The 26,435-nt window shown below is 72.3% G+C and carries 21 protein-coding genes and 1 tRNA gene; 8 read left to right on the top strand and 14 right to left on the bottom strand.

The window, feature by feature from the left end; all coding sequences use genetic code 11:
- Positions 1-37: 37 nt before the first annotated feature.
- On the bottom strand, positions 38-2,134 hold the full coding sequence (locus ACIGXO_RS11100; RefSeq protein ID WP_399783493.1) for an ATP-binding protein: 2,097 nt from the start codon (positions 2,132-2,134) through the stop codon (positions 38-40).
- A 498-nt stretch (positions 2,135-2,632) separates the two neighbouring features.
- Between ACIGXO_RS11100 and ACIGXO_RS11095 the strand changes: the two genes are divergently transcribed.
- The 3 genes from ACIGXO_RS11095 to ACIGXO_RS11085 all read left to right on the top strand — a co-directional run bounded on the left by ACIGXO_RS11095 (position 2,633) and on the right by ACIGXO_RS11085 (position 4,862).
- Positions 2,633-2,706, top strand: a tRNA-Met gene (locus tag ACIGXO_RS11095).
- A gap of 168 nt (positions 2,707-2,874) precedes the next feature.
- Positions 2,875-3,954: an NAD(P)/FAD-dependent oxidoreductase gene (locus ACIGXO_RS11090; RefSeq protein ID WP_399783490.1), complete on the top strand. Its 1,080-nt coding sequence runs from the start codon at positions 2,875-2,877 to the stop codon at positions 3,952-3,954.
- A gap of 17 nt (positions 3,955-3,971) precedes the next feature.
- Positions 3,972-4,862 (top strand): RNA polymerase sigma-70 factor, encoded by an 891-nt coding sequence (locus ACIGXO_RS11085; protein ID WP_399783487.1) that lies wholly within the window; start codon positions 3,972-3,974, stop codon positions 4,860-4,862.
- 61 nt (positions 4,863-4,923) lie between these two features.
- Here the strand turns inward: ACIGXO_RS11085 and ACIGXO_RS11080 are convergent, their stop codons facing one another.
- From ACIGXO_RS11080 to ACIGXO_RS11030, 11 genes are all read right to left on the bottom strand, one after another.
- A complete protein-coding gene (locus ACIGXO_RS11080; protein ID WP_399783485.1) occupies positions 4,924-6,342 on the bottom strand; it encodes a DUF6177 family protein in 1,419 nt (472 codons plus the stop codon).
- 64 nt (positions 6,343-6,406) lie between these two features.
- The gene (gene eccCa / locus ACIGXO_RS11075; RefSeq protein ID WP_399783482.1) at positions 6,407-10,381 is read right to left on the bottom strand and encodes a type VII secretion protein EccCa; all 3,975 of its coding nucleotides are present in this window, start codon (positions 10,379-10,381) and stop codon (positions 6,407-6,409) included.
- 55 nt (positions 10,382-10,436) lie between these two features.
- Positions 10,437-11,717 (bottom strand): MinD/ParA family protein, encoded by a 1,281-nt coding sequence (locus ACIGXO_RS11070; protein ID WP_399783479.1) that lies wholly within the window; start codon positions 11,715-11,717, stop codon positions 10,437-10,439.
- Between the two features lie 9 nt (positions 11,718-11,726).
- Complete coding sequence (gene eccD, locus ACIGXO_RS11065) at positions 11,727-13,082, bottom strand: type VII secretion integral membrane protein EccD (protein WP_399783476.1); 1,356 nt, start codon at positions 13,080-13,082, stop codon at positions 11,727-11,729.
- A 190-nt stretch (positions 13,083-13,272) separates the two neighbouring features.
- Positions 13,273-13,542 (bottom strand): hypothetical protein, encoded by a 270-nt coding sequence (locus ACIGXO_RS11060; RefSeq protein WP_399783473.1) that lies wholly within the window; start codon positions 13,540-13,542, stop codon positions 13,273-13,275.
- 145 nt (positions 13,543-13,687) lie between these two features.
- Complete coding sequence (locus ACIGXO_RS11055; protein WP_399783470.1) at positions 13,688-14,410, bottom strand: DUF6508 domain-containing protein; 723 nt, start codon at positions 14,408-14,410, stop codon at positions 13,688-13,690.
- A gap of 19 nt (positions 14,411-14,429) precedes the next feature.
- On the bottom strand, positions 14,430-14,828 hold the full coding sequence (locus ACIGXO_RS11050; RefSeq protein WP_399783467.1) for a hypothetical protein: 399 nt from the start codon (positions 14,826-14,828) through the stop codon (positions 14,430-14,432).
- Between the two features lie 49 nt (positions 14,829-14,877).
- Complete coding sequence (locus tag ACIGXO_RS11045; protein ID WP_399783465.1) at positions 14,878-17,259, bottom strand: ADP-ribosyltransferase; 2,382 nt, start codon at positions 17,257-17,259, stop codon at positions 14,878-14,880.
- On the bottom strand, positions 17,256-17,669 hold the full coding sequence (locus tag ACIGXO_RS11040; RefSeq protein ID WP_399783462.1) for a DUF6507 family protein: 414 nt from the start codon (positions 17,667-17,669) through the stop codon (positions 17,256-17,258). Before ACIGXO_RS11040 ends, ACIGXO_RS11045 begins: the two co-directional genes overlap by 4 nt.
- Before the next feature lie 44 nt (positions 17,670-17,713).
- The gene (locus tag ACIGXO_RS11035) at positions 17,714-18,025 is read right to left on the bottom strand and encodes a pore-forming ESAT-6 family protein (protein ID WP_399783459.1); all 312 of its coding nucleotides are present in this window, start codon (positions 18,023-18,025) and stop codon (positions 17,714-17,716) included.
- Between the two features lie 56 nt (positions 18,026-18,081).
- Positions 18,082-18,414 carry a hypothetical protein gene (locus ACIGXO_RS11030; RefSeq protein ID WP_399783456.1) on the bottom strand — a complete coding sequence of 111 codons (333 nt, stop codon included), beginning with the start codon at positions 18,412-18,414 and terminating at the stop codon, positions 18,082-18,084.
- Positions 18,415-18,585: 171 nt separating this feature from the next.
- Here ACIGXO_RS11030 and ACIGXO_RS11025 point away from each other — a divergent pair, with 171 nt between their 5' ends.
- A complete protein-coding gene (locus ACIGXO_RS11025; RefSeq protein ID WP_399783453.1) occupies positions 18,586-19,257 on the top strand; it encodes an MOSC domain-containing protein in 672 nt (223 codons plus the stop codon).
- Between the two features lie 14 nt (positions 19,258-19,271).
- Here ACIGXO_RS11025 and ACIGXO_RS11020 read toward each other — a convergent pair whose 3' ends face one another.
- On the bottom strand, positions 19,272-20,129 hold the full coding sequence (locus ACIGXO_RS11020; RefSeq protein WP_399783450.1) for an SDR family NAD(P)-dependent oxidoreductase: 858 nt from the start codon (positions 20,127-20,129) through the stop codon (positions 19,272-19,274).
- A gap of 146 nt (positions 20,130-20,275) precedes the next feature.
- The gene (locus ACIGXO_RS11015; RefSeq protein WP_399783447.1) at positions 20,276-21,337 is read right to left on the bottom strand and encodes an AraC family transcriptional regulator; all 1,062 of its coding nucleotides are present in this window, start codon (positions 21,335-21,337) and stop codon (positions 20,276-20,278) included.
- A gap of 134 nt (positions 21,338-21,471) precedes the next feature.
- On the opposite strand from ACIGXO_RS11015, the gene ACIGXO_RS11010 reads away from it, so the two are divergent.
- The 4 genes from ACIGXO_RS11010 (at position 21,472) to ACIGXO_RS10995 (ending at position 26,405) form a co-directional block, all read left to right on the top strand.
- Entirely contained in the window at positions 21,472-23,064 is a 1,593-nt protein-coding gene (locus ACIGXO_RS11010; RefSeq protein ID WP_399783444.1) for a flavin-containing monooxygenase, read from the top strand.
- Positions 23,061-24,077 carry an alpha/beta fold hydrolase gene (locus ACIGXO_RS11005; protein WP_399783441.1) on the top strand — a complete coding sequence of 339 codons (1,017 nt, stop codon included), beginning with the start codon at positions 23,061-23,063 and terminating at the stop codon, positions 24,075-24,077. The genes ACIGXO_RS11010 and ACIGXO_RS11005 overlap by 4 nt, the downstream gene beginning before the upstream one ends.
- 8 nt (positions 24,078-24,085) lie before the next feature.
- Positions 24,086-24,895 carry an alpha/beta hydrolase fold domain-containing protein gene (locus tag ACIGXO_RS11000; RefSeq protein ID WP_399783438.1) on the top strand — a complete coding sequence of 270 codons (810 nt, stop codon included), beginning with the start codon at positions 24,086-24,088 and terminating at the stop codon, positions 24,893-24,895.
- Between the two features lie 106 nt (positions 24,896-25,001).
- A complete protein-coding gene (locus tag ACIGXO_RS10995) occupies positions 25,002-26,405 on the top strand; it encodes an amidohydrolase family protein (RefSeq protein WP_399783435.1) in 1,404 nt (467 codons plus the stop codon).
- Positions 26,406-26,435: the final 30 nt, after the last annotated feature.

Below are 26,435 nucleotides of genomic sequence, written 5' to 3'. Positions count from 1 at the left end.
CACCCGGCCCGGCCCGGGCGGGCGTTCGTCTGCGGGGTCAGGTCTGGTGCAGGGCGTAGGCGATGCCGTCGTCGAGGCTGTCCTCCATGCCTTTGCGGAAGGCGGTCTCGTACGCGGTGTCCCCGGCGGTCTCGCGTGCTTGGCGTTCGCAGGCTTCGCGGGCGGCGACGAGATCGGGGAAGCCGATCTGGGAGCGGCCGATGGTGTTCCAGATCTGCTGGCCGATGCCGAGCAGCCGGGCCGCCCGCTCGCCCCGTCCGGAGCCGGCGGCCAGCGAGGCCAGCAGGTCGATGACCAGGGCGATGCCGAGGCTGTCGTGGAGCAGGACCTTGCCCTCCAGGGCCGTGCGGGCGTGCGTGGCGGCCTGGTCCAGTCGGCCGAGGCCGTACGCCGCCAGCCCCTGTACGTAGTCGGCGTAGGCCCGGATCCACCGTTCGCCGCGCGTGTCGCACTCCGCGCGCAGGACATCGGTTGCCGCGGCGGCGTCCGCGTATTTCCCCAGGCTCGTGTGGGTGAACGTGTGGCTCAGCCACGTCAGAAGGCGCGCCCCGAGGTACGCACCGCCGTGATCCTGGGTGTACGGCGCCGCCTCGAACACCGCGGCTGCCTGCGCGGGGTTTTCACCCATCATGAAGTACGCGCCGTCGAGGAAGGCGGCGGCGACCAGCATGGCCTGGCTGCCCGCCGCCTCCGCCTCGGCCCGGAACTCCTTTCCCAGCCGTAAGCCCGCGTCGCGGTCGCCCTGCTGCAGCACGATCGCGCCGCAGGCCCACAGTGCCTTGCTGCGGGACGGACCCGGCTTCGGGCAGCGCTGGAGGGCGCGGTCGAGGTAGTGGCGGCCTTCGCGCTGGAAGCCGCAGGCGTGCCAGAAGAACCACAGCGCACCGGCGATCTCCAGCGCGGTGTGTTCGTCCTCGCCCTCGCCCAGGCAGAAGTCCAGCACGGCACGGAAATTGGCGTGGTCGGCGGACGTCCGCTCGTACCAGGCGATCTGGTCAGGGCCCATCCAGGCAGCCTCCGCCCGCAGGGCCAGTGCCCGGTAGCAGTCTCGGTGCCGGCGGCGGAGCGCGCCTTCCTCGCCGAGCCGGCGCAGCCAGCCGGCGCCGTATTCGCGGAGGGTGTCGAGCATCCCGTACCGCTCCCCGCCGCCGGTGGGCCGCCAGGTCAGGATCGACTTGTCGACCAGCGCGGCCAGCAGGCCGGTGATGCGCTCGGCGGCCAGATGCGCATCCGCGCACACCATGCGGGCCGCCTCGGCGTCGAAGGTCCCGGCGAACACCGACAGCCGGGCCCACAGCAGCCGTTCGGCCGGGCTGCACAGCTGGTGGCTCCAGCCGATCGCGGTCCGCAGGGCCTGATGCCAGGGGGGCTCGGTCCCGTACACAACCTGCTCGGTCTCGCCCAGGACGGCGAACCGGTCGTCCAGGCGGTCGGTCAGCTCCCGTACGGACAGCTCGCCCAGCCGCGCCGCTGCCAGTTCGATGGCGAGCGGGAGGCCGTCCAGGCGTCGGCTGAGGCCGATCAGCTCCGCCCGGCCGGCGTCGGTGGCCTCGAAGCCGGGGATGCTCTGGGCGGCGCGCTCGGCCAGCAGTACCACCGCATCCGCCTGCGCTGCCACGGGGTCGTCGGTCGCCGGGACCGGCAGCGGCTCGACCGTGCACACCTCTTCACCCGGGGCGTTCAGGGTGCGGCGGCTGGTGGCCAGGATTCGCAGGCCCGGCGCGGCCCGTGTCAGCGACTGGACGGTCAGCGCGCACTCGTCGGTCAGATGCTCGCAGGTGTCCAGGACGAGCAGCAGCTCACGGTCGGCGAGGTAGTCGGCCAGTACGTCGATCATCGGACGGGTGGTCTGGTCGGCCAGCGGCAGCGCGTCGGCGATGGTGTGCGCCAGCAGCCCGCCCTGGCGCAGTGGCGACAGTTCCACCAGCCACGCCCCGTCCCGGAATCGGGGTTGCAGCCCGGCCGCGGCCTCCAGAGCGAGCCGGGTCTTGCCCACCCCGCCGACCCCTGTGAGCGTCACCAGCCGCGCGGCTCCCGCGAACAGCCGCCCGATGTCCGCCAGCTCGGTACGGCGGCCCACCATCTTCGTCCTCGCCGCCGGAAGGTTGCCCACCCGGCGCTGCTCAACGACCACGAACGTCCTTCCCCCGCCCCGCACTTCGCCCGCACATCGCCCGCGCAGGGATAAGCGCACAGTCTGCCGCCCCCTGCCATGCCTCATGCAGGCCGGAAGGAAAGTGCCCCATAACGCCGGAGTCGGATTGCGGCAGTACAGGAAATGGAAGGATCCGTGCGCGTCGTGCACAACGACCGACCGGTGAAGCAGGCCCTATCGGGTCGCCACCGGAATCGGTCCAGGGCGATCGACCCGATCCGCGACCGTCCACGAACAGTGCGTGCGCCGCCCAGATCTCCTCCTGGCACAGGGCTTACTCCTGCGGCACTCGCGGCATTCGCCGAGGCCGGCGTCAACATGTGGGCGGAGATCGCGGGCGGATCACCCGATGCCTGGATCATGGATCTGCTCACTGCGGCGTGTCGATGGCAATACCATCGGAGCGCCTGAGGCGAACGCCCACGATTGCCCTGTGCATCGGCGCCACCAGGCATGCCGTAGAGTGAGGCCCACCGACGCGGGGTGGAGCAGCTCGGTAGCTCGCTGGGCTCATAACCCAGAGGTCGCAGGTTCAAATCCTGTCCCCGCTACTTGAAAGAGGCCCCCGACCACAGGTCGGGGGCCTCTTGTCTCTCGCCGGCCATGCGCGGGGCGGACGGCCTTTTTGTGTGTGATGCAGGTCACTCGGCGTGCCCGTCACAGGGATGAGGTGGGGTGCATCCCGTGTGTGGACTGGATCCGCAACAGGAGGTGCGCACATGAAGGTCGTGGTGGTGGGGGCCGGGTACGCGGGGGTGATCGCGGCCAATCGGGTGGCCGGGAAGGTGAAGGCCGCGGAGATTACGGTGGTCAATCCCCGGTCGGAGTTCGTGGAGCGGGTGCGGCTGCACGAGCAGGTTGCTGGGACCGGGGAAGCGGCGACTCCGCTGGCGTCGATGTTGCGGGACGGGATCGACACACGAGTGGGCGCCGTGGAGAAGATCGGCGACGGGCAGGTCGCCCTCGATGACGGCGGGGCGCGGGTCGACTTCGACTATCTGGTGCTTGCGGTGGGGAGTACCGTCGCGCCGTTGGCGGGGGCCGTTCCCGTGGGTACTTGGGAGGGGGCTGAGGAGGCGCGGGGCGCGTTGGCCGGGTTGGGCGGTGGGAGGGTCGTCACCGTTGTCGGAGGTGGGCTGACGGGGGTTGAGACGGCAGCCGAGATCGCCTTCGGTCGGCCCGACCTTCGCGTGCGGCTTGTGGGGACGGCGATCGCCGGGAGTCTGTCGGCGGGGGCGCGGAAGCGGGTGCGCGCTGGTCTGGATCGCTTGGGTGTGGAGGTCGTTGAGGACTCCGTCGAGCGGATTGACCCGGGGGAGGTGCTTCTGCGGTCGGGGGCGTCGGTTGGCTCGGACCTCACGTTGTGGGCCGTTATCGGGAGCGTGCCGGAGCTGGCGGCCCGTAGTGGGCTTGCGGTGGAGAGCGACGGGCGGGCGGTGGTCGATGAGTATTTGCGGAGTGTGAGCGATCCGCGGATCTTTGTTGTCGGGGACTGCGCGGCGGTCCCCGGGGCTCGGGCGGCCTGTGCGACGGCCCTGCCGCAGGGGGCGCACGCGGCGGATACGCTGGCGCGGATGATCCAAGGTCGGCAGCCCGAGCCGTACTCCATGGGGTACACCGGACAGGCGTTGAGTCTGGGGCGGCGGGATGCAGTGCTGCAGGTCAGCCGCAGGGACGACACCGTACGGCGGGTCTACTTCGCGGGGCGTGGCGCGGCCGTGGTCAAGGAGCGGATCTGTCGGTTCGCGAAGTTCGGTGCTCGCACCGCCACTTACGCCTGGCTGCGGGGCCAGAAGTGACCCATGCGGGGCCAGAAGTGACCGAACAGCCGGATCCGGTACATGAGTTCACGGAGCACCGGCCCCTGCTGTTCTCGATCGCCTACGAGATCCTCGGGTCGGTGGCCGACGCCGAAGACGTGCTGCAGGACAGCTACCTGCGGTGGCGTTCGGTGGATCACGCCTCGGTGGAGAACACGCGGGCCTATCTGGCGCGGATCGTCACCCGGCAGGCGCTCGGCGTGCTGCGGTCGGCAGTCCGCCGCCGGGAGCAGTACGTGGGGCCGTGGCTGCCCGAGCCGCTGGTGACCGCCGCCGGCGGCGACGCACCCGACGGTATCGACCATGTACTCACCGGCGAGGCCGTGACCACCGCGATGCTGCTGGTGCTGGAGGCCCTGACGCCCAGTCAGCGCGCGGTGTTCGTGCTGCGCGAGGTGTTCGGGTTCGAGTACGCGGAGATCGCGGCCGCGGTGGGCAAGTCCGAGGCGGCGGTGCGGCAGTTGAATCAGCGGGCGCGGAACAGCGTGCGGGCGAGGCGGCAGAGCGCGGTCGCCTCGCCTGCCGAGGCACAGCCGGTCGTCGAGCGGTTCCTGGCGGCGGCCGCTACCGGGGACGTCCAGGGCCTCATGGACCTGCTCGCACCGGACGTGGTGTTCCTGGCCGACGGCGGCGGGGTCGTGAACGCGGGGCGGCGCCCGGTGGTCGGTCCCGACAAGGTCTCCAGGCTGCTGCTCGGGCTGTTGGACAAGGGCGCCCGTATGGGCGAACTCGACGTCCGTGTCGGTGCCTACAACGGGATGCACGCTGTTGTCGTACGCATCGACGGCAAGCTCGATCAGGTGACCTCGGTCGAGGTGCGCGGGGGTGTCGTGACGGCGATCTACTGCGTCCGCAACCCGGAGAAGCTTGCGGCGGTCAAGGTGTGACCCGCACAGCTGCAAGCTTGCCAACAAGCCGCAGGGCCGCCGGGCCCGTACCCGGCGCCCCTCACGCCCCCTTCAAATGCCGCATCAAGCGTTCGAAGTCCTGCCAGCCCGAGAGGTCGGACGGGTCGCCGGGGAGGGGGTAGTAAAGGGCCGGGCGGGTCTTCGGGCCGAGTTGGACGGGGGGCTCGGCGAGGGGGGTGCGGCGGGCGCGGTCGCCGGGCATCGCGCGGACCTCCTCCGCGCCCAGTACGAAGGCCAGCGGGACGCCGGGGCCCTCGAAGCGGGGCGGGACGGCCAGGTCGCGGCGGGCCTTGCGGAGCTGGACCAGCATGGACTGGAGGTGGTGGCGGGTGGCCAGTACCTCCGCGGCCCGGGGGAGGGCGTCCAGCGGGGGTTCCTCGTCGGGGCCGTAGCCGAAGGCGAGGGTGATGTCCTCCTCGATGCCGGCCGTCGTGCGGTTGATGCGGACCGTGGCCAGGCCGGGGCGGTCCGGGGTGCCGACGACCACGAGCCAGGTCGGTTCGGGGGCGCGGTCGTGGGCCAGGTCGGTGAGCCCGCGCAGTGACCAGGGGAGGTTGGCGGGTTCGGCGGTGCCCCAGCCGGCCGGGGGCTCGCCGGTCAGCTCGCGCCATACCGCTTCCAGGGCGCCGCCGAGTACCAGGCGGTCGTCGGCGGGGTGGACGGTGCGGAAGGAGACGGCCAGCTGGCGTTCGCCGGTGTCGGCGACCTCCTGGAAGGTGGCGGCCAGCGGGGTACGGGCGTCCTCGGGGGTGGCGCCCGGCCCCTCGACCGGGGAGAACAGGCCGTTCTGGAAGCGGAGTACGGCGCCGGACAGGCCGTCGTAGTAGCCGTCCCGTTCGTCCTGCACGACCCAGCGGGACGGCCAGCCGGGGAGGCTGTTGCGTACCGCGGGGGAGAGGGTGGCGCCCGGGCCGGTGACGATCTGGAGGCCCAGTTCGGCGTTGGCGGCGGCCCGGAACGCGTCCGAGAGCCAGGCCGTCATGGCGATCACCGGGCGGTCCTGGATGATGACGGCGGCCTTGTCGGTGAGCACGTCGACGGCGGGCTGGGCGGCCGCCGGCGTGGGCGCGACGCTCACCCCGTCGGTCTCCACGACGGCGAGCGAGCGCGCGGCCTCCGGCGGCCAGGCGGAGCCGCCGGACAGGGAGGCGAGCCGCGCGGAGAAGGTGCCCGCGAGCCGCTCGGCCTCCCCGACGCCGGTCGTGGCGCGGGCCTCCGTCCACCAGAAGGGGACGGGCGGCGGGGTGGTGCCGAGCAGGCGTTCGGCCTCGCCCTCGACCTGGACCAGGATCGGGGCCTCGATGGAGACGAGGGGGCGGCCCTCGGCGTCGCAGAGCTGCACGACGGCGTCCTCGCCCGTCGTCCCGACCAGCTTGTCGGGGCCGCCGGAGAGCAGGCCCGCGAGCACGGTCAGCGGGTCCGGCATCTTGTGGGTGAGGGCGATGACGTCCTTGGTCATGGGGCCGTCCGGTTCCTGGTCGTAGTCGTAGTAGTGATCGCGGGGAGGGCGTGCGGGCGGCCCGTCACCCCTCCGTGTACACCGTCTGAATCAGCCGGTTCGGCCGGCCCCGCTGCATGAACACGCCACGCCCCGGCGGCTGCAGGGACGCGTACGTACCGGGGAACAGCTGGCCCTCGCTGCGGTCGCCCGACATCAGGAGCGCCGAGGCGCCCGACTCGCGCAGGCTCAGCATCAGCGGCTCGTACATGCCGCGCGAGGCGCCCGCGACGCGGCGCGTCAGGACGAAGTGCAGGCCGATGTCGGCCGCGGAGGGGATGTAGGGCAGGAAGGGTTCGAGGGGGGCCTGGCCGGCCGTCGTCAGCACGTCGTAGTCGTCGACGAGGACGACGATCCGCGGGCCGCCGCCCCAGCTGCCCGGCTCCAGGTCCTCGACGTCCGTGCCGTCGCCCGGCAGCCGCTTCTCCAGCTGCGAGGCGACGCCGTGGGCGAGGCCCGCGCACATCTTGGGGTTGTACGCGTAGCCGCCGCGGAACTCCTCGGGGATCGCACCGCGCAGCCCGCGCCGCGGGTCCATGACCGCGAAGACCAGCTCCTCCTCGCCGTAGCGCTCGATGAGGCCCTGCGCGACGGTCTTGAGGAGGTTGGTCTTGCCGCACTCGCTGTCGCCCAGGATCAGCAGGTGCTGGTCGTGCTGGAAGAGGTCGAGCAGGACGGGCGCCAGGGCCGTCTGGTCCAGGCCGATCGGGACCCGCTGGGGCTCGGCGGCCGGGCCGGGCAGCAGGTGCGGCTCCAGGACGCGCGGCAGGACCCGTACCGGCTGGGCCACTTCACCGCTCCACGTGGCGCGGACCGTACGGGCCGTACGCTCCAGGACCGCGCCCAGCTCCGCGGTGTCGGCCAGCCCGTCCGTGCGCGGCAGCGCGATCTGCGCGAAGAGCTTGCCGTCGGTCAGGACGCGGCCGGGCTCGTCGGGGGAGAGGGTCTCGGCGAGCTTGCGGTCGATGCTGGACTCGCTGGGGTCGTTGAGCCGGAGCTCGACGCGGGCGCCGAAGTGCGACTGCGTGGCGATGCGGACGTCGTTCCAGCGGGTCATGCCCGCGACGACGTGGATGCCGTAACCGCTGCCCCGCTTGAGGATGTCGGCGACGGCCTCGTCCAGCTGCTCGAAGTCGTCGCGCAGCGCGCCGAATCCGTCGATGACGAGGACGATCTCCGCGGAGGCGAGCTGCGGGAGGCGGCCCGCGGCGTGCAGCGTGCGGAGCTGGTCGACGGAGTCGATGCCGTGCTCGCGGAAGAGGTCCTCGCGCAGGGCCAGCATGTTGCGTACTTCTTCGACCGTGCGGCCCGCGCGCTCGCGGTCGGCGCGGCCCGCGACGCCGCCCACGTGCGGCAGGCCCGACAGCGCCTGGAGGCCGCCGCCGACCAGGTCCAGGCCGTAGATGCCGACTTCCTGGGGGGTGTGGGTCAGCGCGACCGAGAGCGCGAGGGTGCGCAGCAGGGTCGTCTTGCCGGAGGCCGGGCCGCCGATGACCGCGGCGTGCCCGCCGGCGACCGTGAGGTCCAGGACGTACTGGCCCTGCCACTGCTTGGTCGGGTCGTCGAGGAGGCCGAGCGGGACCTGGAGGGGACCGCGCCGGGCAGCGAGCTGCATGCCGCGCGCGCCGACCTCCACCGGGCCCGCGGCCTTGTCCAGGGCGATGGCGGCGGGCAGCGGCGGCAGCCAGATGCGGCGTACCGGGTCGGCGGCGCCCTCCAGCTGGCCGACCATGACGCCCATCTCGGTCGGGCCGGTCTCGCGGCGGCGCATCTGCGGCTGCTGCTCGGCGGAGCTGTCCGGCTCGGCGAGGGTGTTGTACGCCGCGTACTCCAGGGCCAGCGGTCCGGTGTCCTCGTCCTCGGCGCGCTGCACGGGCCCGCGGTAGGCGCCGGAGACGTAGCTCGCCTTGAAGCGCTCGTAGTGGCTGGTGTCGACCTTCAGGTAACCGAAGCCGGGCAGCGGCGGGAGGTGGAAGGCGTCCGTGGTGTCCAGGACCGTACGGGACTCGTCGGCGGAGAAGGTGCGCAGGCCGAGCCGGTACGAGAGGTAGGTGTCCAGGCCCTTGAGCTTGCCGCCCTCGATGCGCTGGCTGGAGAGCAGCAGGTGGACGCCGATGGAGCGGCCGATGCGGCCGATGGAGAGGAACAGGTCGATGAAGTCCGGCTTGGCGGTGAGCAGTTCGCCGAACTCGTCGATGACGACGAAGAGGTGCGGCAGCGGGTCCAGGTCGGGGCGCTTCTCGGCGCGCAGCGTGGCGTAGTGCCCGATGTCGGCGACGTTGCCCGCGTCCTTGAGCACCTGCTGGCGGCGCTTGACCTCACCGGCGAGCGAGGCGTGCACGCGCTCGACCAGGCCGGCCTGGTTCTCCAGGTTGGTGATGACACCGGCGACGTGCGGCAGGTCCGCGAACGGCGCGAAGGTCGCGCCGCCCTTGTAGTCGACCAGGACCAGCGCCAGGTCCTCCGGCGGGTGGGTGGCGACCAGCGCCAGTACGAGCGTGCGCAGCAGCTCCGACTTGCCGGAACCGGTCGCGCCGACGCACAGGCCGTGCGGGCCCATGCCCAGCTCGGAGGACTCCTTGAGGTCCAGCAGCACCGGCTCGTGGGAGTCGCTGATGCCGATCGGTACGCGGAGGAAGGCCCGCTCGCCGCGCGGCGCCCACAGCCGCGACAGGTCCAGCTGCGCCACGTCGTCGATGCCGAGCAGCTCGGCGAAGTCGACGGGACCGGACAGCGGGGCGTCCACGAGCGACTCGGCGGACAGCCGCAGCGGCGCGAGCATCCGCGCCAGGCCCTCGGCGAACGGGACGCTGACCTCGTCCACCGTGCCGTGCGCGCTGATCGGCTCCTGCTCGCGCAGGTCCTCGATCACGACCTGGTCGCCGTTCACCGTGATCCGCACGCTGACCTGGCCGGGCTCCTGGACCCGCTGCTCCAGCAGGTGCAGGACGGTGACGCCCATGTCGCGCAGGCCGACCGCGTCGTCCGGGCGCGGCAGGTCGACGGCGTCCTCGCCGTGCCCGTCGGACACCACGAGCAGCCGGGAGGTCATGGCCAGCGCGTCCCTGTTGGACAGGCCGCGGCGCACCTCGGCCGCGTACGAGGCGCGGCGGCGCAGCTCGGGGCCGATCTGCCGGGCGAGCTGGGGTGCCGAGGGGGCGATCCGGCGGGCCGCCACCGGGCCGTCGAACTGCTCGGTGTCCAGCAGATGCGGCAGCCACTTGGCCCACTCCCACTCGGGGAGCCGGTCGCCCGGTACCGCCAGCGCCATCGCCACGTCGTCCGGCGCGTGCGTCGCGGCGGCCTGCACGAGCAGCGCGCGGGCGACGCGCAGGCAGTCCTCGCGCGGGCCGACGACGCTGATGTTGCCGACCCGGTCGAGCGGGACGGTGAGCGGGAGTTCGGTGCCGGTACGGAAGCGGTCCATCAGCGCCGACGCCTCGTTGAGCATGAAGCGGTCGGGCGGCGTGAGGACGGACGATCCCTGCTGGGCGACCGTCAGATCGCGGACCGGCATCTCGCCCGTGCCGACGCGCACCCGCAGGAAGTCCCCGTCCAGCCGGCGGCGCTCCCACAGCCGCGCCGGGTCGCGCACGATGTCGTACAGCGCGTCCGGCGGCGGATTCAGCACGTCGGCCTGCTCGCGCCGCTCGCGCTCCTCGCGGGACAGCTCCTCGCGCAGGTCCTCCAGGTAGGCGAGGTACGCCTCGCGCTGGGTGCGGCGGGTGCGCTGGGCCTTGCCGCGCTGCGAGAAGGCGAGGCCGAGCGTGCCGATGAGGGTGACGACGACGATGATCGCGCCGAGCCCGGCGAACTGGCTGTTGCGGACGACCGTCATCATCACGACGGACGACAGGACGCCCGCGACGGGCAGCAGCGACATCGCGACGTTGCCCGACTTGCCCTCGGGGAGGTTGGGCGGGGCCTCGATGACGCGTGCCTCGGGCGCGGCCTGGGGCCGCGCGGTCCTGGCCGGGCGGTGGATCAGTCGGGTACTCATCGGCGTCCGTCACTCACGGTCGGGCTTGGCATGGGGATCAGTGGCGCCATGGGGATCAGTGGCGCTGCTGGGAGAGCCGGAACGCGTCCGCGGCGAGGCGGGTGGCGGCTTCCCTGGTGGAGTGCGCGAGGAGTTCGGTACGGATCGTGCCGCCGGCCGCGAGATGCCGGTCGTACGGCAGGGTCCGGACGGTCGCTCCGGTGGACTCCAGCTGCTTGACCGCCTCGTCGAGGTCGAGGCCGGAGTGCGGGACGAGCTCGCTGAGGACGACGACCGTGCCGGCGATGACGTGCGGCGGCAGCCCCTGCATCCACTGGAGCACGGAGTACGTACTGGTGATGCCCTCCAGCGTGGCGGGCGCGGTCAGGACGCGGGCCTGGGCGGCGGAGAGCGCCACGCGGGCGACCTCGGCGGGCAGCGTCTCGCAGTCCACGACCGTCACGCCGAAGTACCGGCGCAGCGAGACCATGACCCGCTCGTACGCCCGGGTCTCCAGCATCGCGCCGATCTGCCCCTGGCTGCCGGGCAGCAGCCAGGCGTTGTTGGGCAGCTGGACGAGGTACCCGGTGACGTCCAGCAGCGACATCTGCGGCTCGACGATGCCCGCCAGGTCGCCGGTGGTCCAGCGCAGCGCCTCGGCGCCGAGCCGCAGCGGCAGCGAGCCGAGCGACGGGTCGGCCTCGACGAGCAGCACCGGGTCCTGCCGGTAGTGCGCGTACGTGGTGCCGAGCAGCGCGGCGACGGTCGACTTGCCGGAGCCGCCCCGGATGGAGGTCACGGCGATCTGCCGGCCGGTGGTCACCGGCTGCTGGAGGACCTCGGCGGTGGCGGTGGCCCCGGCGACCTCGCGCGCGGCGGAGGAGGAGACGGTGCGCCGCAGATTGCGGGTGGCGCGGGCGGCGAACGACTCGCCGTGCCGCGGCTTGCGCCCGGCGCGGGCGAGGCCCTTGTCCACGACGGGGCGGGAGTCGGGGGTGCGGTGCGGGCTCGCGCCCGGGGCGTAGGCGGTTTGCGGGGGGAGCTGCTGCTGGTACTGCTGCGGCTGGTCGTACTGGGGCGTCTGCTGCGGGTACGGCTGTGCTTGGTCGTGCCGGGGCGTCTGCTGGTACTGAGGCGTCTGCTGGTACTGGGGCGCCTGCTGGTACGGGGCTGCTTGCGGGTACTGCTGCTGGGCGCCCGGCTGGGGCGCTGCGGGCTGGGGCGCGCCCTGCTGCGCCGCGGGCTGGGACGCGGCCTGCTGCGTTGGGGGCTGGGGCGCGCCCCCGTCCTGAGACGAGGTCGCCCCGCCGCGCAGGTCGCGCAGCACATCGCCCTGCCAGTTGTCTCCGTTCGGCATGTCAGCCCTTCAGAACTTGTTGAGCAGCTGTCCGTACACGCCGAACGCGCCGACCGCGAGCGGGAAGAGCCCGATCACGCCGATGGATTCGACCAGGTCGGCCACGCGCCGCAGCCGGACCTGCACGTGCTCGGGCGGCTGCACCGCCAGTACGAGCAGCGGCAGCACCGCCGCCGCGCACAGCACGACGAACGGCCCGGCGCCCCCGGCGTGGTCCAGCCACACCACGACCAGCCGCACGACGAGGACCGCCGCGGCGGCGAACAGCGCCACGACCTCGGCCACCAGCGGGAAGGCGCGCGCCCTGGAGAGCAGCACCAGGGCCACCAGCGCGGGCAGCGCCACGGTCCACACGGTCGGCGTCGCGGCCGTGGTGAGCAGCCAGCCGCCGGCCACCGCGGAGGCCGCGGTGACGATCGTCGCGAGGGCGAGGCCGCGGTGGGTGGCCGCGAGCGCGTTGCCCACCTGGTGGCGGCTGACGGACGTGCCGCCGGAGCGGCGGTCGTCGAGCGCGGTGAGCCCGGAGGCCATCAGGGCGAGCCGCGGCAGCAGGCCGAGCAGGATCACGGAGCACACCGCCAGCACGGCACCGAGCCGCACCGGGTCGTCCTGGAGGGCGGCGACCGCCTCCCACAGCACGGCGATCCCGGCGGAGGCAGCGGCGCCGATGAGCCCGCCGCGGCCGAGCGGCGAGAAGTACCCGAGGAGCGCCAGCGTCACGACGAGCGCGCCGCCGACGGCGGCCAGCCGCGTGGTCCCCGACCAGTCGTAGGCGTCGGCGGCGGTCCAGGCGGTGAGGACGCCGAGGCCGCCGGAGGCGAGCAGCAGCGCCGTGGCGAGCCCGCGGTTGCCCTGCCCGATCTTCGCGACGAGCGCGCCGGCCGCGAGGAGTACGAGCGTGATCGCGACCAGTACGCCCACGAGCGCGTCGAGCGCGAACTCGCGGCGCGCGAGCAGCGCGGCGACCAGCGTGAAGGCGACCGTCGCCACGCCCGCGCTGACCCGGCGCGCGGCGGGCCGCCAGCGCCAGGTCTGCAGGTCCAGGTCGTCGGCGACCAGGTCGGTGACGTCGTGCACGACGGGGGCCGGCGGCGCGGAGTGGGCCCGGACGAGCCGGAGCACGGCGCCGTCCGCGATCTCCGCGGACGACAGCGTGCTGTCGTGCGGCAGCGCGGACCCGTCCGCCGTGATCAGCTGCCGGGTCATCGGCCGCGACGCGGCCCGGTCGTCGAGCAGCTGCAGGATGTCCGGCAGCAGCTGCCCTATCGGGGTGTCGGAGGGCAGGACGATGTCGGCCCGGCGTCGCTCGCCGACCAAGGTCACCCGGCTGAGTTGCGCCCGGGATGTCGTTGCTGTGCTCACCACTTACGGGAACCTATCGTCGCGACGTTGAGGACACGGGCCTGTTCGGCGTTCCCATGTTACTGGCGCCCCGCCCATTCCCTTTTGTGCGGAATTCCACCACCGGTACGCCGAATTCCCCCTTTATCCCCCCGAGTTATCGGCACGAAATTACCGAAACTCTCCCACTCTTCCCGGATTCCCCGGGTCTCTTCTACTGCTTCGCCGGCTGTTCATACTGCTGTTCCTGCCGCTGCTGTTTCTCCTGCTCGGCCTTCTGCTGCGCGAGCGTGTGCTGGAGGAAGGACCATCCGACGCAGCCCGCGCACAGCACGGCGGCGATGGCGATGCCGGCGAACATCTTGCCGATCCGCTCGTCCGCCGTCCGCCGCGCCCGCTGCGCACCGAACAGCAGCGCGTCCCGCATCCTGCGCCGGCGCACCGCCACCGACTCCAGAAGCTGGCTGTCGTAATCCCGTGCCATACGTCTCGTCGTCCGTTGTGTCGGTCGTGTTGGTCCCTGGAACATATGGCATGGCCGAGTAAGCAGTACACCCAGCGGGCCCCCGGCACGGGAATCAGCGCGATATACGCGAGCGGCCGCCGGCGCACCGGCCGGGCTGCCGGGCTTACGGGGTCTGCGTTGTGCTGTTTGCCTCGTACCAGGTGCGGAGCGACTGGACGGCGGCGTCCAGGAGGCCACTCTTCAATGCCTGGTCGATCTTCCCGTCGCTGATCCGCTCCCCGAGAACCACCGCCATGGCCGCGCGGACGGCATCGGCCGCTGACAGGCGTCCGTCCGGCGACAGCTGGGGCAGGGGGTTGGCCGACCACCGGTACTCGGTCGTGAGGGCACCGACGCCTCGCAGCGTGCTGACGGCGTACAACAGCGCCTTGCTGTAACGGGGATAGGGCATCTGGATCACGCCGTCGGCGTCCTTCTGACCCCCGCCCCACTCGACCTTCCGGTCCTCGTCCGTCAGCGCCTCGAAGGCGTCGACGAACTCGCGCCAGGCCGCCGCGTTGTCCCGGTCGAGCGCGGCGGTCAGGCGCTGGTCGTCGGCCGGGGTGACCGTACGGGCGAGCTCCTCGATCGCGGCCACATCGGGGGCGGCGGTGACGGGGCCGGCACCGGGCTCGCGGCTGAGGAGGCCGAGGACGTCCCGGGGCGCGACGCCGCGTTCCCGCGCCGCACGCACCTTGGCGTCGTACCACTCCAGCCCTGCCTTGTAGGCGTCCATACTGCTCGCCTTGCGGTCCACCCAGCCGACCTCGGCGGCGTCGGCCCAGGCGTACCCCATGACCTGCCCGTCGGGTGTGGCGGCGCTGATGTAGTGCACGGGATCGGACATGTTCCTCATACCCAGGGGCTCAGCTCTCGCCGGCCAGTTCCTTGAGGGCGGCGAGTGACGGGGCCTCGGTGAGGGAACCGCGGACAGCATGGCTCAGCTTGTTGTCGTTCGCGCCCTGGGCCAGCTCCGCGAGGAGCGCCGTGGGCGCGAGCCCCCGGGCCTTGCCGCCGCGCAGCGCCCGAAGCCATGATGCGCCCGCGTTCACCTGGCCGGCCGTGAGCCCAGCGGGTACGACCCAGCCGGCCGCGTCGTCACCGTCGTTGCCCCAGACGTACCCGATCACCGAACCCGCCGCGTCGGCGACGTTCAGGTACGCGACCGGTCCGCTGGTCTCCCGGTTGTACGTGGCGGGGCCGGACACCTGGTTGAACCGCAGGTCCTCGGCAAAGCGCGGGTTGATCGGTCGATCGCTGCTCATGACGTCCACATTCCTTAATTTCCAGCTGGTCGGCGACGAGGCTGCGGCCCTACGGCCTCGGCAGAACCTCACCGTAGACGTGCCACTTGCCGTCCGCTTCGTCCATGAAGACGCGCGTCACCTTGTACTCGCTGCCGCGGGCGAGGAGCAGTTCCCGTTCGCCCTTGACCTGCGTGATGTGCTCCAGCCAGAGGGCCGGCGTGCCCTGCGGCACCCGCAGATGCATGTACACGGGCTTCTGGTCGAAGGGGGGCGGCGGCTTCTTGCCGAGCGCCGTGGAGGTGTACGCCTTGTCGTCGAAGACGCGGCCCTCCATGTCCAGCGGTGAGTCCAGGTTGAGGTGGTCGATGCCGGTGCCGCGGACGACCATGATGTTCTCGGGCACGGGGCGGGCGCCCATGACCTTGTCCATCTCATCGATGGTGTGTGTGATCGAGTCGGGCACGTCGTCCCCGAAGCGCAGGTGCCCGTTGATCTGGTGGTAGGCGCTCCCGGTGTAGGTCACCAACGACTCCTTGGACGAGGTGGGGACCTGGTCCATGAAGTCGTCCCAGTACGCGTTGCCGTAACGGAGCCCCGCTTCGTCGGTGACGCTGGGCGCGGGATTTGTGCCGTGGGCCAGCTCGGCCTGGGCCACCGCGTGCTTCTCGGCGTCCGTGAGCTGGTCGAATTCGTCCGCGGACACGTGCGGCTTGTACTCGAACGGCTCCCCGGCGCTGCTGCCCGGTACGTCCGTACCTCCGTGGCCCGAGGCGGCTGGTGCGTCGGTGCCGTGGTGCGCGGCGGCGTCCGCCGCGTCATGCCCGAGGCCCGGATGGTCGCCGAGGTCCGCGTGGTCGCCGGGGTCCGGATGGTCGCCGGGGTGCGCCGTGTCGTCGCCGTGGCCGCTTGCGTCGTCGCCGTGGGTGGTCGCGTCGTCGGCGTGGCCGCCCGGTGAGCCGTCGTGCCCGTGCGTGCCGGGGCCGTCGTGACCGGGGGTGTGCGGGGTGTCGGGGGTGTGCGGGTTGCCGAGGGGCGGTGCGTCGTGGGCGGGGGTGTGTGGGCCGGTGGGTGGCAGGTCGTGGCCGGGGGCGTGCGGGGCGGGGTGGGCCGGGATGTGGGTGTCCGGGGCCGCGTGGGCGGCCGACATCGCCGGTTGGTCGATGGTCCAGGACTTCGGGAGGGTCGTCGTGCCGGGGAGTGGTTCGTGGGGGATCGGGGTGGTCTCGATGGTGCCGTTCGTGGCGATGAGGTTGCCGTTGGGGTCCAGGAGGCGGCCGTCGGGGAGCTGGACCGAGCCGTCGGGGAGCTTGGGGATGTCGACATTGCCGATCCCCTTCAGGCCCTTCGTGATGTCGCCGATCTTGGAGAGGCCGGCGCCCGCGCCCTTGGCGACATAGGTCATCGGGTCGATGACCTTGCCCGCCTTGCCGGCCACCGAGAGGGCCTTGGCGACCGCGCCCGCCTTGCCCGCACCGGCCGCCGCGCCGCCCGCACCCCCGGTGAAGATGGTCGTGACGACGTTGAAGGTGACCGCACCCGCCGCCCGCCCCGGGTTCTTGCCCCACTCGTCCCAGGCCACCAGGGCCTTGCCGGTCTCCTTCATCGCGGTGCGCGAATCCCGCAGCCAGGAGGGGAGCTTGTCCTCCGGCAGCGCCCAGAAGGCGGTGCCGACGCCGGGGATGGAGGTGATGGCCAGGCCGGTGGCCAGCTGGGCCAGGCCCTTCCATGCCTGTCCCATCGCGTCCCAGCCGCCGAAGCCCACCAGGGTGCCCAGGCCCTTGATGGTGCCCCAGATGCCGTCGACGATCAGGCCGTCCCACACGAAGGACTTCACCCAGTGGCCGACCTCGTACCAGTGGTGCTTCTCCTCCACCGGGTCGCCCCAGGGGAGTTTGGCGTTCTTCATGTCCTCGGCGTTGAAGCCGTACTGGTTCTTCTTGTCCGAGCCGTCCCCGGCCACCATCTGCGTCCCGCCCCACAAGGCGGTGATCTTGTTGTGGCAGGTCCGCTCCGCCGCCCAGAAGGCGGCCACGGTGGCGGTGATGTCATCCCGGATCTGATTGTGCTCGGCGATCAGATCCTCGTCGTAGTCCCCGTCCTCGTCGTCCTTGTGGTCGCGGATGAAGTTCTGCGCCTTGGTCTTCAGCTCCGCGAGTTTCGGGACCAGCGGGCGGATTTCGTCGGCGTAGGAGGAGAGGGCGGAGGCGACCGTCTCCAGGCTGTCGGCGAAGCCGTCGGCCCGGTCCTGTACCGGCTTGGTGGTCGCGAAGAGCTGCTCCGCCTCCGGCGCCTTGTAGTACGCCGACAGGCCCTGGAAATGGGAGTGGACATCCGAGCCGGTGGTGCGGATATGCCCGGCATCCGTCTTCAGCGCGGCATGGTCCTTCTCCAGCTGCGCCAGATCACCGGTGTACTGCGGAATCTGGTCCGGCTTCAGCTCGATCTTCATGCGGACTGCACCCCTGGCTTCTTCGGGTCCAGGTCCGGTACGCCGAGGGCCTTGCGCTGGGCGTCCGCGGCCATGTCCAGGTCGCCGTTGAGATAGGCGGTGGTGGCCTCCACCGCGCCCGTGAGGGACTTGCCCGCCCGGGCGGCGATGAATTTCAGGTCGTTGGTGGTGTGTTCGGCGAATTGCGAGAGCGCCAGCGCCACCAGGCCGCCGGCGGCCTTTTCCCCGCCCTTGCCGCCCTGACCGCCGCCGTGTGCTCCGCCCTCGGCGGTGATCGTGCCCGCGCTGGTCGCCGCGGACTGCAGATGGTCCCCGTACGCCTTCGCGTGTTCCTCGATTTTTCCGGCGAATTCACCGGTCGTTTTCAGCACACCCGAAATGCCCTGCGGATGCAGGTCCCAGCCCGCCATGCCTACCCAGCTCCCCGTTGCCTGCCCGCGCCACAGAAAAGGCGTCAGCCGATGTTGTCGACCGCGGCCTTGGCCCGGGACAGCGTGTGCTGCGCGGTGCCGTCGTTCTTCTCCAGCGTCGTCTTCAGCAGCTGGATGATGTTCTTGACCTCCTGCGAGGCACGGTTCCAGCGCAGCTCCTTGCCGTGGTACTCATCCGCCACACCATCGGCCGTGAAGTCCGCCATCGCCGCCTTCACCTGACCGTCGCGCGCCGTGATCACCTGCTCCAGCCGCGCGATCACCGTCTGGATATTGCCCTGCGCATCCGCGGAAGCGCCCGTGTCGTACGAACGGCGATCCTGGCCTGCACCCATGAACACTCACTCCCCGTTACAGAAGTCGGCCCACTCCCGCGGGCCGAGGAAACAGCTCAGCGGCCGCCGAAGCGCGCCGCGTCGAAATTGGCCGCCGACATCTGCTGCCGTGCGTTGTCCCCGTGCTCCTGGTCACCGGAGCTGAACGCCGAATCCATCCCCGACTGACCGCCCAGGATTGCCGACAGGGAACTCTGCAGGGCGGCGGCGATCTCGTCCGAGCGTGCCTTGAACTGGTCGAAGGCGGCCTTGCCCGAACCGTTGAACTTGCCCTCCAGTGGCGCCGCGGCATCCACCAGCTGCCGGATCAGCGTCCCCAGATCCTCACTCGACCCACGCGACTTCGACTGCAGCGTCGACAGCGTCTGCGCTCCCATGTCGAACTTCATCAGGCTCCCCCCGCCGGGCTGGACGACTGTCGTCTTAAGTGGAGTCATATCTATCAAGTCGGGATGAGCACTGCAATCGAGGGTACTGAGCCTGTGGATAACCGTGCGGCGGCGCATGAGTGCGCCGCCCGACTGCGACCCAATGATCCCGTTAGAGCCTAGATTCGGTTTATGAAGATCCTCAGTGTGAATGCCGGGGCGGCGAAGGCGGTCGACTACACCGACGCGCCGTCCGGAAAGACCGGTATCGACAAGCAGCCGGTGGCCGGGCCGGTGCGGGTGACGGCCCCCGGGCCGGCCGGGGTCGGGGCGAGCGGCGTGGCCGGGGACACGGTCTGCGACCTGCGGTACCACGGCGGCGACGACCGGGCCGTCTACGCGTTCGCCCGGGAGGACCTGGACTCGTGGGAGGACGAGCTGGGGCGGCCGCTGGCCAACGGCGCCTTCGGGGAGAACCTCACCACCGTGGCGATGGACCTGCGTGAGGCGCTGGTCGGCGAGCGGTGGCGGGTCGGGGACGGGGTCGTGCTGGAGGTGACGGGCGGCCGCATCCCGTGCCGTACGTTCGCGGGCCGGCTCGCCGAGAAGGGCTGGCTGCGGCGGTTCACGCTCGCGGGCTCCCCGGGGGCGATGCTGCGCGTCATCGAGCCGGGGGAGTGCAGCCCCGGCGATCCGGTCGAGGTGGTGGACCGCCCGGACCACGAGGTCACGGTCGGGCGGCTGTTCCGCGCCGTGACGACCGAGCGGAAGTCGCTGCCGGACATGCTGGCCGCCGCGGAGTGGATGGAACGCGAGCAGCTGGAGATCGCCCGGAAGTACGCCGCCAAGTACGGGAGCGGCTGACGAGGCTGCGCCCGCTACCGCCCGCGGCGCGCCGTCGACGGGCGGAGGCGGTTCATGACGCTCATGTACGAGGCGGGGAAGAGGCGGGCCAGCACGTCGGGGACGACGGCGGAGGCGGCGATCAGGACCCGCGGCCTGCGGGTGCGGATGCCCGCCAGGATCTGCTCGGCGGCCTTGTCGGCCGGGTAGGTCAGCAGCTTGGCGAAGCTCTCCTTGCCCGCGCGGGACTCGGCCGGGTCGGCCGCGGCGGCCACGCGGGCGTTCTCGGCGATACGGGTGCGGATGCCGCCGGGGTGGACGGTGGTGACCCCGGTGGCGCGGCCGGCGAGCTCGTGGCGGAGCGACTCGCTGAAGCCGCGCAGCGCGAACTTGCTGGCGGCGTACGCCGACTGGCCGGGCGGCGCGATCAGCCCGAAGAGGCTGGAGACGTTGACGATGTGGCTGCCGGGGGAGCGCAGGAGATGCGGGAGGAAGAGGCGGGTGAGGGCCACCGGGGCGCGGAAGTTGACGGCCAGCACCCAGTCGAACTCTTCGGCCGTCAGCTGCTCGAAGCGGCCGCCGAGTGCCACCCCGGCGTTGTTGATCAGCAGCGTGATGCGGGGGTGGGCCTCGGTGATCCGCGTGACGAGGGCGTCCAGGCCGTCGGTGTCCGCGAGGTCGGCGACATGGGTGTCGACGGTCAGGTGCGGGTGGTCGGCGCGTACCTTGCCGGCGACCGCCGCCAGCCGGTCGGCGTCCCGGTCGATGAGGACGAGACCGCTGCCGCGCGCCGCGAGACCGTAGGCCAGCTGCTCGCCCATGCCGCCGGCCGCGCCGGTCAGGACCGCGGTACCGCCGGCGAAACGGTACGGGGAGAGGGCGGCGGCAGACATGGGACTCCTCCGGGAGGGACTGCGGGGCTTCGGTGATCTTTCCGGCCGCACCAGTCTGCCCGTGAAGCGCTGCCCGTGGCTTGACTCTGCGCGACAGAGGCTTACCTCTGCGCGACAGGTGCTGGGCCTCTGCGCGCGACCCGAGGTCAGCCCGTACGCCCCTCCGGGAGCTCCGGAAGCTCCGGGAGCTCCGGAGACTCCGGAAGCCCGTCCCCGCGCCGTACCCCCGTCGGCGACAGCCCCCACCACCGCCGGCAGCAGCGGGTCAGGGCCGACTGTTCGGAGAGGCCGAGGAGGGCGGCGATCTGGGTCATCGGGATGGCGGTGCCCGTGAGGTAGTGGCGCGCCGCCTGGCGGCGCACGTCGTCGAGGATCGCGGCGTACGTCGTGCCCTCGGCGCGCAGCCGCCGCTGCAGCGTGCGCGGGTGGACGCTGAGCAGCCGCGCCACGGCACCGATGTCGGGCGGGGTGGTGCCCAGGGACTGCTGCACCGCGCCGCGCACCCGGAGGACGATATCGGCCCGTTCGTCCGGTGCCTGTTCGGCGAGGAACGCCAGGGCGAGCCGGCGGAGGTGTTCGTCGCCGCCCGCGAGCGGCCGGTCGCCGAGGCTCTTCGGTACGCGGAGCAGGGCGGCCGGACGGGCGACGCGTACGGGGGCGCCGAAGAACTCCTCGTACGTGGCGAGCGGAGCGGCGGGGCGGTACGGGAGCTCGACGGTGCGCAGTCCGTAGGGGCCGTCGACGAGGAACTGGATCGCGCGGTGCAGGAAGCCGAGGCCCAGGTCGGTGCCCTGCACAGGGGCGGCGAGGCCGGGGTGCGGGCCGTAGCGGAGCGCCGCGATGCCCGGCGCGTCGTACGGGTCGGGTTCGAGGGTGAGGCTGAGGGCCTGCGCGTGCACGAAGAGGTAGCGCGAGGTGCACTCGAGCGCGTCGGCGACGGTGGGGGAGTGCTGGATGGCCAGGGCCAGCGCGCCGAGCATGCCGAAGTCCTGCCGGGCCGCGACGCGCAGCCCGAGGTCGGGGCGGTCCAGCCCGGCGGCGGCGAGCTCCAGCACCCTCGTCACGGCCTGGTCGTCGACCAGGAGGTCGTCGGCGTCGAGCGCGGCGACGGGCAGCCCGGCGGCCGTGGCGTACTCCTCGGCGTCGCCGCCCAGCTCGGCCACCGTCGCACGGAAGCCCCGCAGCCCCGCCGATCTGATCACCGACATGCGGGGAGCCTGTGCGCGGAGAGCCCGTGACTGGACCCGATCACCGACATGTGAGCACCGACATGTCGTTCAGGGTCAAATACGTGTCGCGCGAAGTCAAGAACCCCGCCGGCCCCATTACGCACACTGGGGCCATGCAGACTTCCGCCGGCCAGGAGCCGGACACCGAGCACATCGATGTCGTGATCGTCGGCGCCGGACTGTCCGGCGTGGGCGCGGCCTACCGGCTGCAGACGGAGTGCCCGGGACGCTCGTACACGATCCTGGAGGCGCGCGCGTCCCTGGGCGGCACCTGGGATCTCTTCCGTTACCCCGGCATCCGCTCGGACTCCGACATGTTCACGCTCGGCTACCCGTTCAAACCGTGGCGGGACGCCAAGTCGATCGCGGACGGCCCGACGATCCTGCGGTATATAAGGGAGACCGCGGCGGAATTCGGGATCGACCGGCACATCCGGTACCGCACGAAGGTGCTCTCCGCCGACTGGTCGACGCGGGAGGCGCGCTGGACGCTGACCCTCGAACGCACCGACGAAGCGACGGGCGAGACCGAACGCTCCACCCTCACCTGCGACTTCCTGTACTCCTGCGCCGGGTACTACAACTACGACCAGGGGCACGCGCCCGACTTCCCCGGCCTCGACGCCTTTACCGGGACCGTCGTCCACCCGCAGTTCTGGCCCGAGGATCTCGACTACGAGGGCAAGCGCGTGGTCGTCATCGGCAGCGGCGCCACCGCCGTGACGCTGGTACCGGCGATGGCCGGCCGCGCCGAGCGGGTCACCATGCTGCAGCGCACGCCGACCTGGATCAGCGCCGTGCCGGGCCGCGACAGGATCGCCGACAAGATACGGAGCGCACTGCCCGCGGGCGTGGCCCACCGCGCCGTGCGGACGAAGAACATCCTCTTCGGCATCGGCTTCTACCAGTTCTGCCGGCGCCGCCCGCAGGCCGCGCGCAAGCTGCTCACCCGCCTGAACACCCGCATGCTGAAGGACGAGCAGGCGGTACGGGAGCACTTCACGCCCTCGTACAACCCCTGGGACCAGCGGCTGTGCGCGGTGCCGGACGCCGACCTCTTCAAGGCGCTGAAGAAGGGCCGGGCCGAGGTCGTCACCGATCACATCGACACCTTCGTGCCCGAGGGCATCCGGCTGAAGTCGGGCAAGGTGCTGGAGGCGGACGTGGTCGTCACCGCCACCGGCCTGCAGCTGCTCGCCTTCGGCGGGATCACTCCGGAGATCGACGGGCGGCCGGTCGAGCTGTCGCGGCAGTTCGTGTGGCGCGGCGCGATGATGACCGGCGTGCCCAACTTCGCCGTCTGCATCGGCTACACCAACGCCTCCTGGACGCTCCGCGCCGACCTCACCTCGCGGCTGGTGTGCAAGGTGCTGAACTTCATGGACCGGAACGACTACGCGGCGGTGGTGCCGGAGCCCGGGCGCCCGCTCGCCGAGCGGCCGCTGCTCGACCTCGCCGCCGGGTACGTCAAGCGCTCCATCGACGCGTTCCCGCGGCAGGGCGACCGCGGGCCGTGGAAGGTACGGCAGAACTACGTGCTGGACGCCGCCACGACGATGCGGACGAACCTCCGGCGCACGCTGAAGCCCACGCCCCGCGCGGCCGTGCGCGGCGGGCAGCGTGTGCCGGGCCGCGCGCCGGAGCACGCGCCGGCCGGTGTGCCGGGGCAGGGCCCGGCGCACACGCGGGCGGAGGCCGCCAAGTGACCGCCGCCGACACGACGTACGTGGACGTCGACGGGCACCCCGTACGCGTACGCGTCAGCGGGGACGCGAACGGCGACGGCCCGCCGGTCGTGCTGCTGCACGGCATCGCGCGCAGCCTGGAGGACTGGCAGCTCACCCACGACCTGCTCGCGGCGCGCGGCCACCGGGTCATCAGCACCGACCTGCCCGGCTTCGGCCTGACCCGCCGCATGAAGGGCCGCGCGGGGCTCGCCTCCTTCGCGCGCGCCGTGGTCGGCGTGCTGGACGCGCTGGGGGAGCGGCGCCCCGTCCATCTGATGGGGAACTCGCTCGGCGGCGCGGTCGCCATGACCGTCGCGGCGGAGTACCCGGACCGGGTGGCGGCCCTCGTCCTCGCCAACAGCGCCGGCTTCGGCCGCGAGGCCAACCTCTCGCTGCGCCCCATGGGTTACGCCGTGCTGGCGGCGCTCCCGGGCATCGGGAAGCGGTTCCGGGGGCGGGCCCGGGAGGCCGGTGTCCAGGTCAACCGCGACCTGTTCCACGACCCGCGGCACGCGACGGAGGAGCTGATCCGGCACGCCGGGCTGGTCGGCCGGCAGCCCGACTTCCGCGCCACCTTCGTGGCCACGATGCTCAGCCTGGGCGTGCCGGTCCTCGGCTCGTACCCCGGCTGGCGCCGCGCCCTCCTCGCGCGGACCGCTGCGGCCCGCGTACCCACGCTCGTCGTCTGGGGCGACGCGGACGGGGTACTGCCGGTCACGCACTTCCACGCCGCGGTGGCCGCGCTGCCGCACGCCCGCAGCCACCTCTTCCCGGCCACCGGGCATATGCCCCAGATCGAACGGGCGGCGGAATTCACCGCGCTGGCGGCCGGGTTCCTGGACAGCGTGACGGGCCCCGCGAAGGATGTGCCGGAACCCCCGAAGGAACCCCCGAAGGAACCCCCGAAGGAACTCCCGAAGGAACTCTCGAAGGACACCGCGAAGGGAGACGGCGCCGGGAGCGCGGCGGCGGAGGGCGCGGCGAAGGGATGACGTGAGCGATGGCGGGGACGTGCGCGCAGGCAGCGCAGGCCGCACCGGTACCGGCCCCGCTGCGCGCCCGCTACGAGGTGACGCGCTCGACGGTGGCGGGGCGGCCGGTCCTGCGGCTCGCCCCGCGCCGCGGCGCCACCGGCCGCCACCTGCTCTACACGCACGGCGGCGCGTACGCCTTCCCGCTGCAGACCGCCCACTGGTGGCTCCTCCAGCACGCCGCCAAGGGCACCGGCGTCACCCTCACCGTGCCGCTCTACCGGCTCGCCCCCGAGGGTGACGCGCCCGCGGCGTACGCCCTGCTGCGTACGGTCTACGACGCGCTGTGCGCCGAGGCGGGGCCCGGGAACGTCACGCTCGGCGGCGACTCGGCCGGCGGCGGGCTCGCGCTCGGCCAGGCGGTCGCGTACCGGGACGCCGGAGCGCCCCCGCCGCGCCAGGTGCTGCTGTTCTCGCCCTGGCTGGACCTCACGATGTCGCACCCCGCGCTGTCGTCCCTCGAACCGCTCGATCCGCTGCTGCGCACCGATGACCTGATCGAGGCCGGGCGGCTGTGGGCGAACGGCGCCGATCCGCGCGACCCGCTGCTCAGCCCGCGGTTCGCGGACGTGGCCGGGCTGCCGCCGGTCCATGTCTTCCAGGGCGGCCGCGACCTCTTCGCCGCCGACGCGCGGCTGCTGGCAGACCGGCTGGCGGCGGCCGGCAACGGCGGCACGTACACCTTCGAGCCGCAGGCGGGCCACGTATACGTGAGCGCGGTATGGACCCCCGAGGCGCGGCGGTCCCTGGTCCGGGTCCGCCGCCTGCTGAGCAAGTAGGCGGATGCTACGAAGAGTTGAGCTCGCGGTCAGTGTGATTGACAGAGTGTCAGTTGGCTGGAAGTCGCCTCTCGGGGCGAAGTGTTACCCGCGGTACAACAGCGGAATGACTTTTCCGAAACCGACGCGAAGAGCCGTGCTGGCCGGGCTGGGGAGCGTGCCGCTGGCCGCCGGGATCGCCGGTGCCGCGCCACGGCAGGAGGCGCCGCCCGCACCCGGCGACGGCGCCCGCGCCACCCTGCTCCGCGGCGCGGACCTGGTCCTCACCATGGACCCCGAGATCGGCGACGGCGAACTGGGCACCCTGGAGCACGCGGACGTCCTGATGCGCGGCGGACGGCTGGCCGCGGTGGGCCACGGGCTGACGGCACCCGCGGGCGCCCGGACGATCGACGCGCGCGGCAAGCTCGTCCTCCCCGGCTTCGTCGACCTGCACAACCACCTCTGGCAGTCCAGCATCCGCGGCGGCTGCGCGGACCAGGACCTGAACGGCTGGCTGGCCGCCTGCAACCGCGCCACCCTCCCGAAGATCGACGCCGCGGACATGTACCGCTTCGTGCGCCTCGCCGCGCTGGACGCCCTCCAGGCCGGCGTCACCACCGTCGTCGACTGGGTGCACGCCATCCCGTACGACACCAGCGAGCGGTACATCCGGGCGCTGGACGACGCGGGGCTGCGCTTCGTGTACGCGATGACGCAGAGCGCCGGCGCGATCGATCTCATCCCGCGCGTCAAGAAGGAGCTGCTGGACCCGCTGCCGCTGGCCTCCGCCCAGGTGTCCGTGCACGCGGGCATGAAGGCGATACCGGAGCTGCGCCGCTTCCGGGAGGTCGCGCACGACCTGGGCACGATGCTCAACTCGCACGTACTGGAGCACCGCGACGACCGCAAGGACGATCCGGTCCGCTCCCTCCGCGAGGCCGGCGCCTTCGGCCCGCACCTGCTCATGAACCACGCGATCCACCTCACCGACGACGAGCTCGCGCTGACCGCGGACCACGACGTACGGGTGGCGCACTGCCCGCTCAGCAACATGCGGCTGGCCTCCGGGATCATGCCGCTGCCCGCCATGCACCGGCGCGGCATCAAGGCCGGGCTCGGCCACGACGGCGGCACCAACGACACCTCGGACATGTTCAACGTCATGAAGGCCGCGGTCGGGCTCCAGCGCGCGCTGCACGAGGACGCGGAGATCCACCCCACCCTCCCGGCCGTGCTGCGGATGGCGACGCTGGGCGGCGCCGAGTGCATCGGGATGGCCGACCGGATCGGCTCCCTGACGCCCGGCAAGCGTGCCGACGTCCTCGTACTGGACCCCGGCACGCTCAACTTCGCGCCCCGCTTCGACTGGACCAGCCAGATCGTCCTCAACGGCCAGCCGCCGAACGTCTCCCACGTCTTCGTCGACGGCCGGCCGCGCAAGGCCCACGGGGAGCTGGTCGGCGTCGACACGGAGGAGGTCGTACGGGAGGCGGAGCGGGCGGCCGCGCACGTCCGGGCCGCGGCGTAGCCCGGCTGACCACCGTGGCGGCGGGGCGGC

The organism is Streptomyces sp. NPDC053542 (assembly GCF_044544685.1).
Classification (GTDB): domain Bacteria; phylum Actinomycetota; class Actinomycetes; order Streptomycetales; family Streptomycetaceae; genus Streptomyces.
The sequence above is the reverse complement of the archived record's forward strand: the minus strand, read 5'-3'. Positions and strand labels throughout refer to the sequence as shown.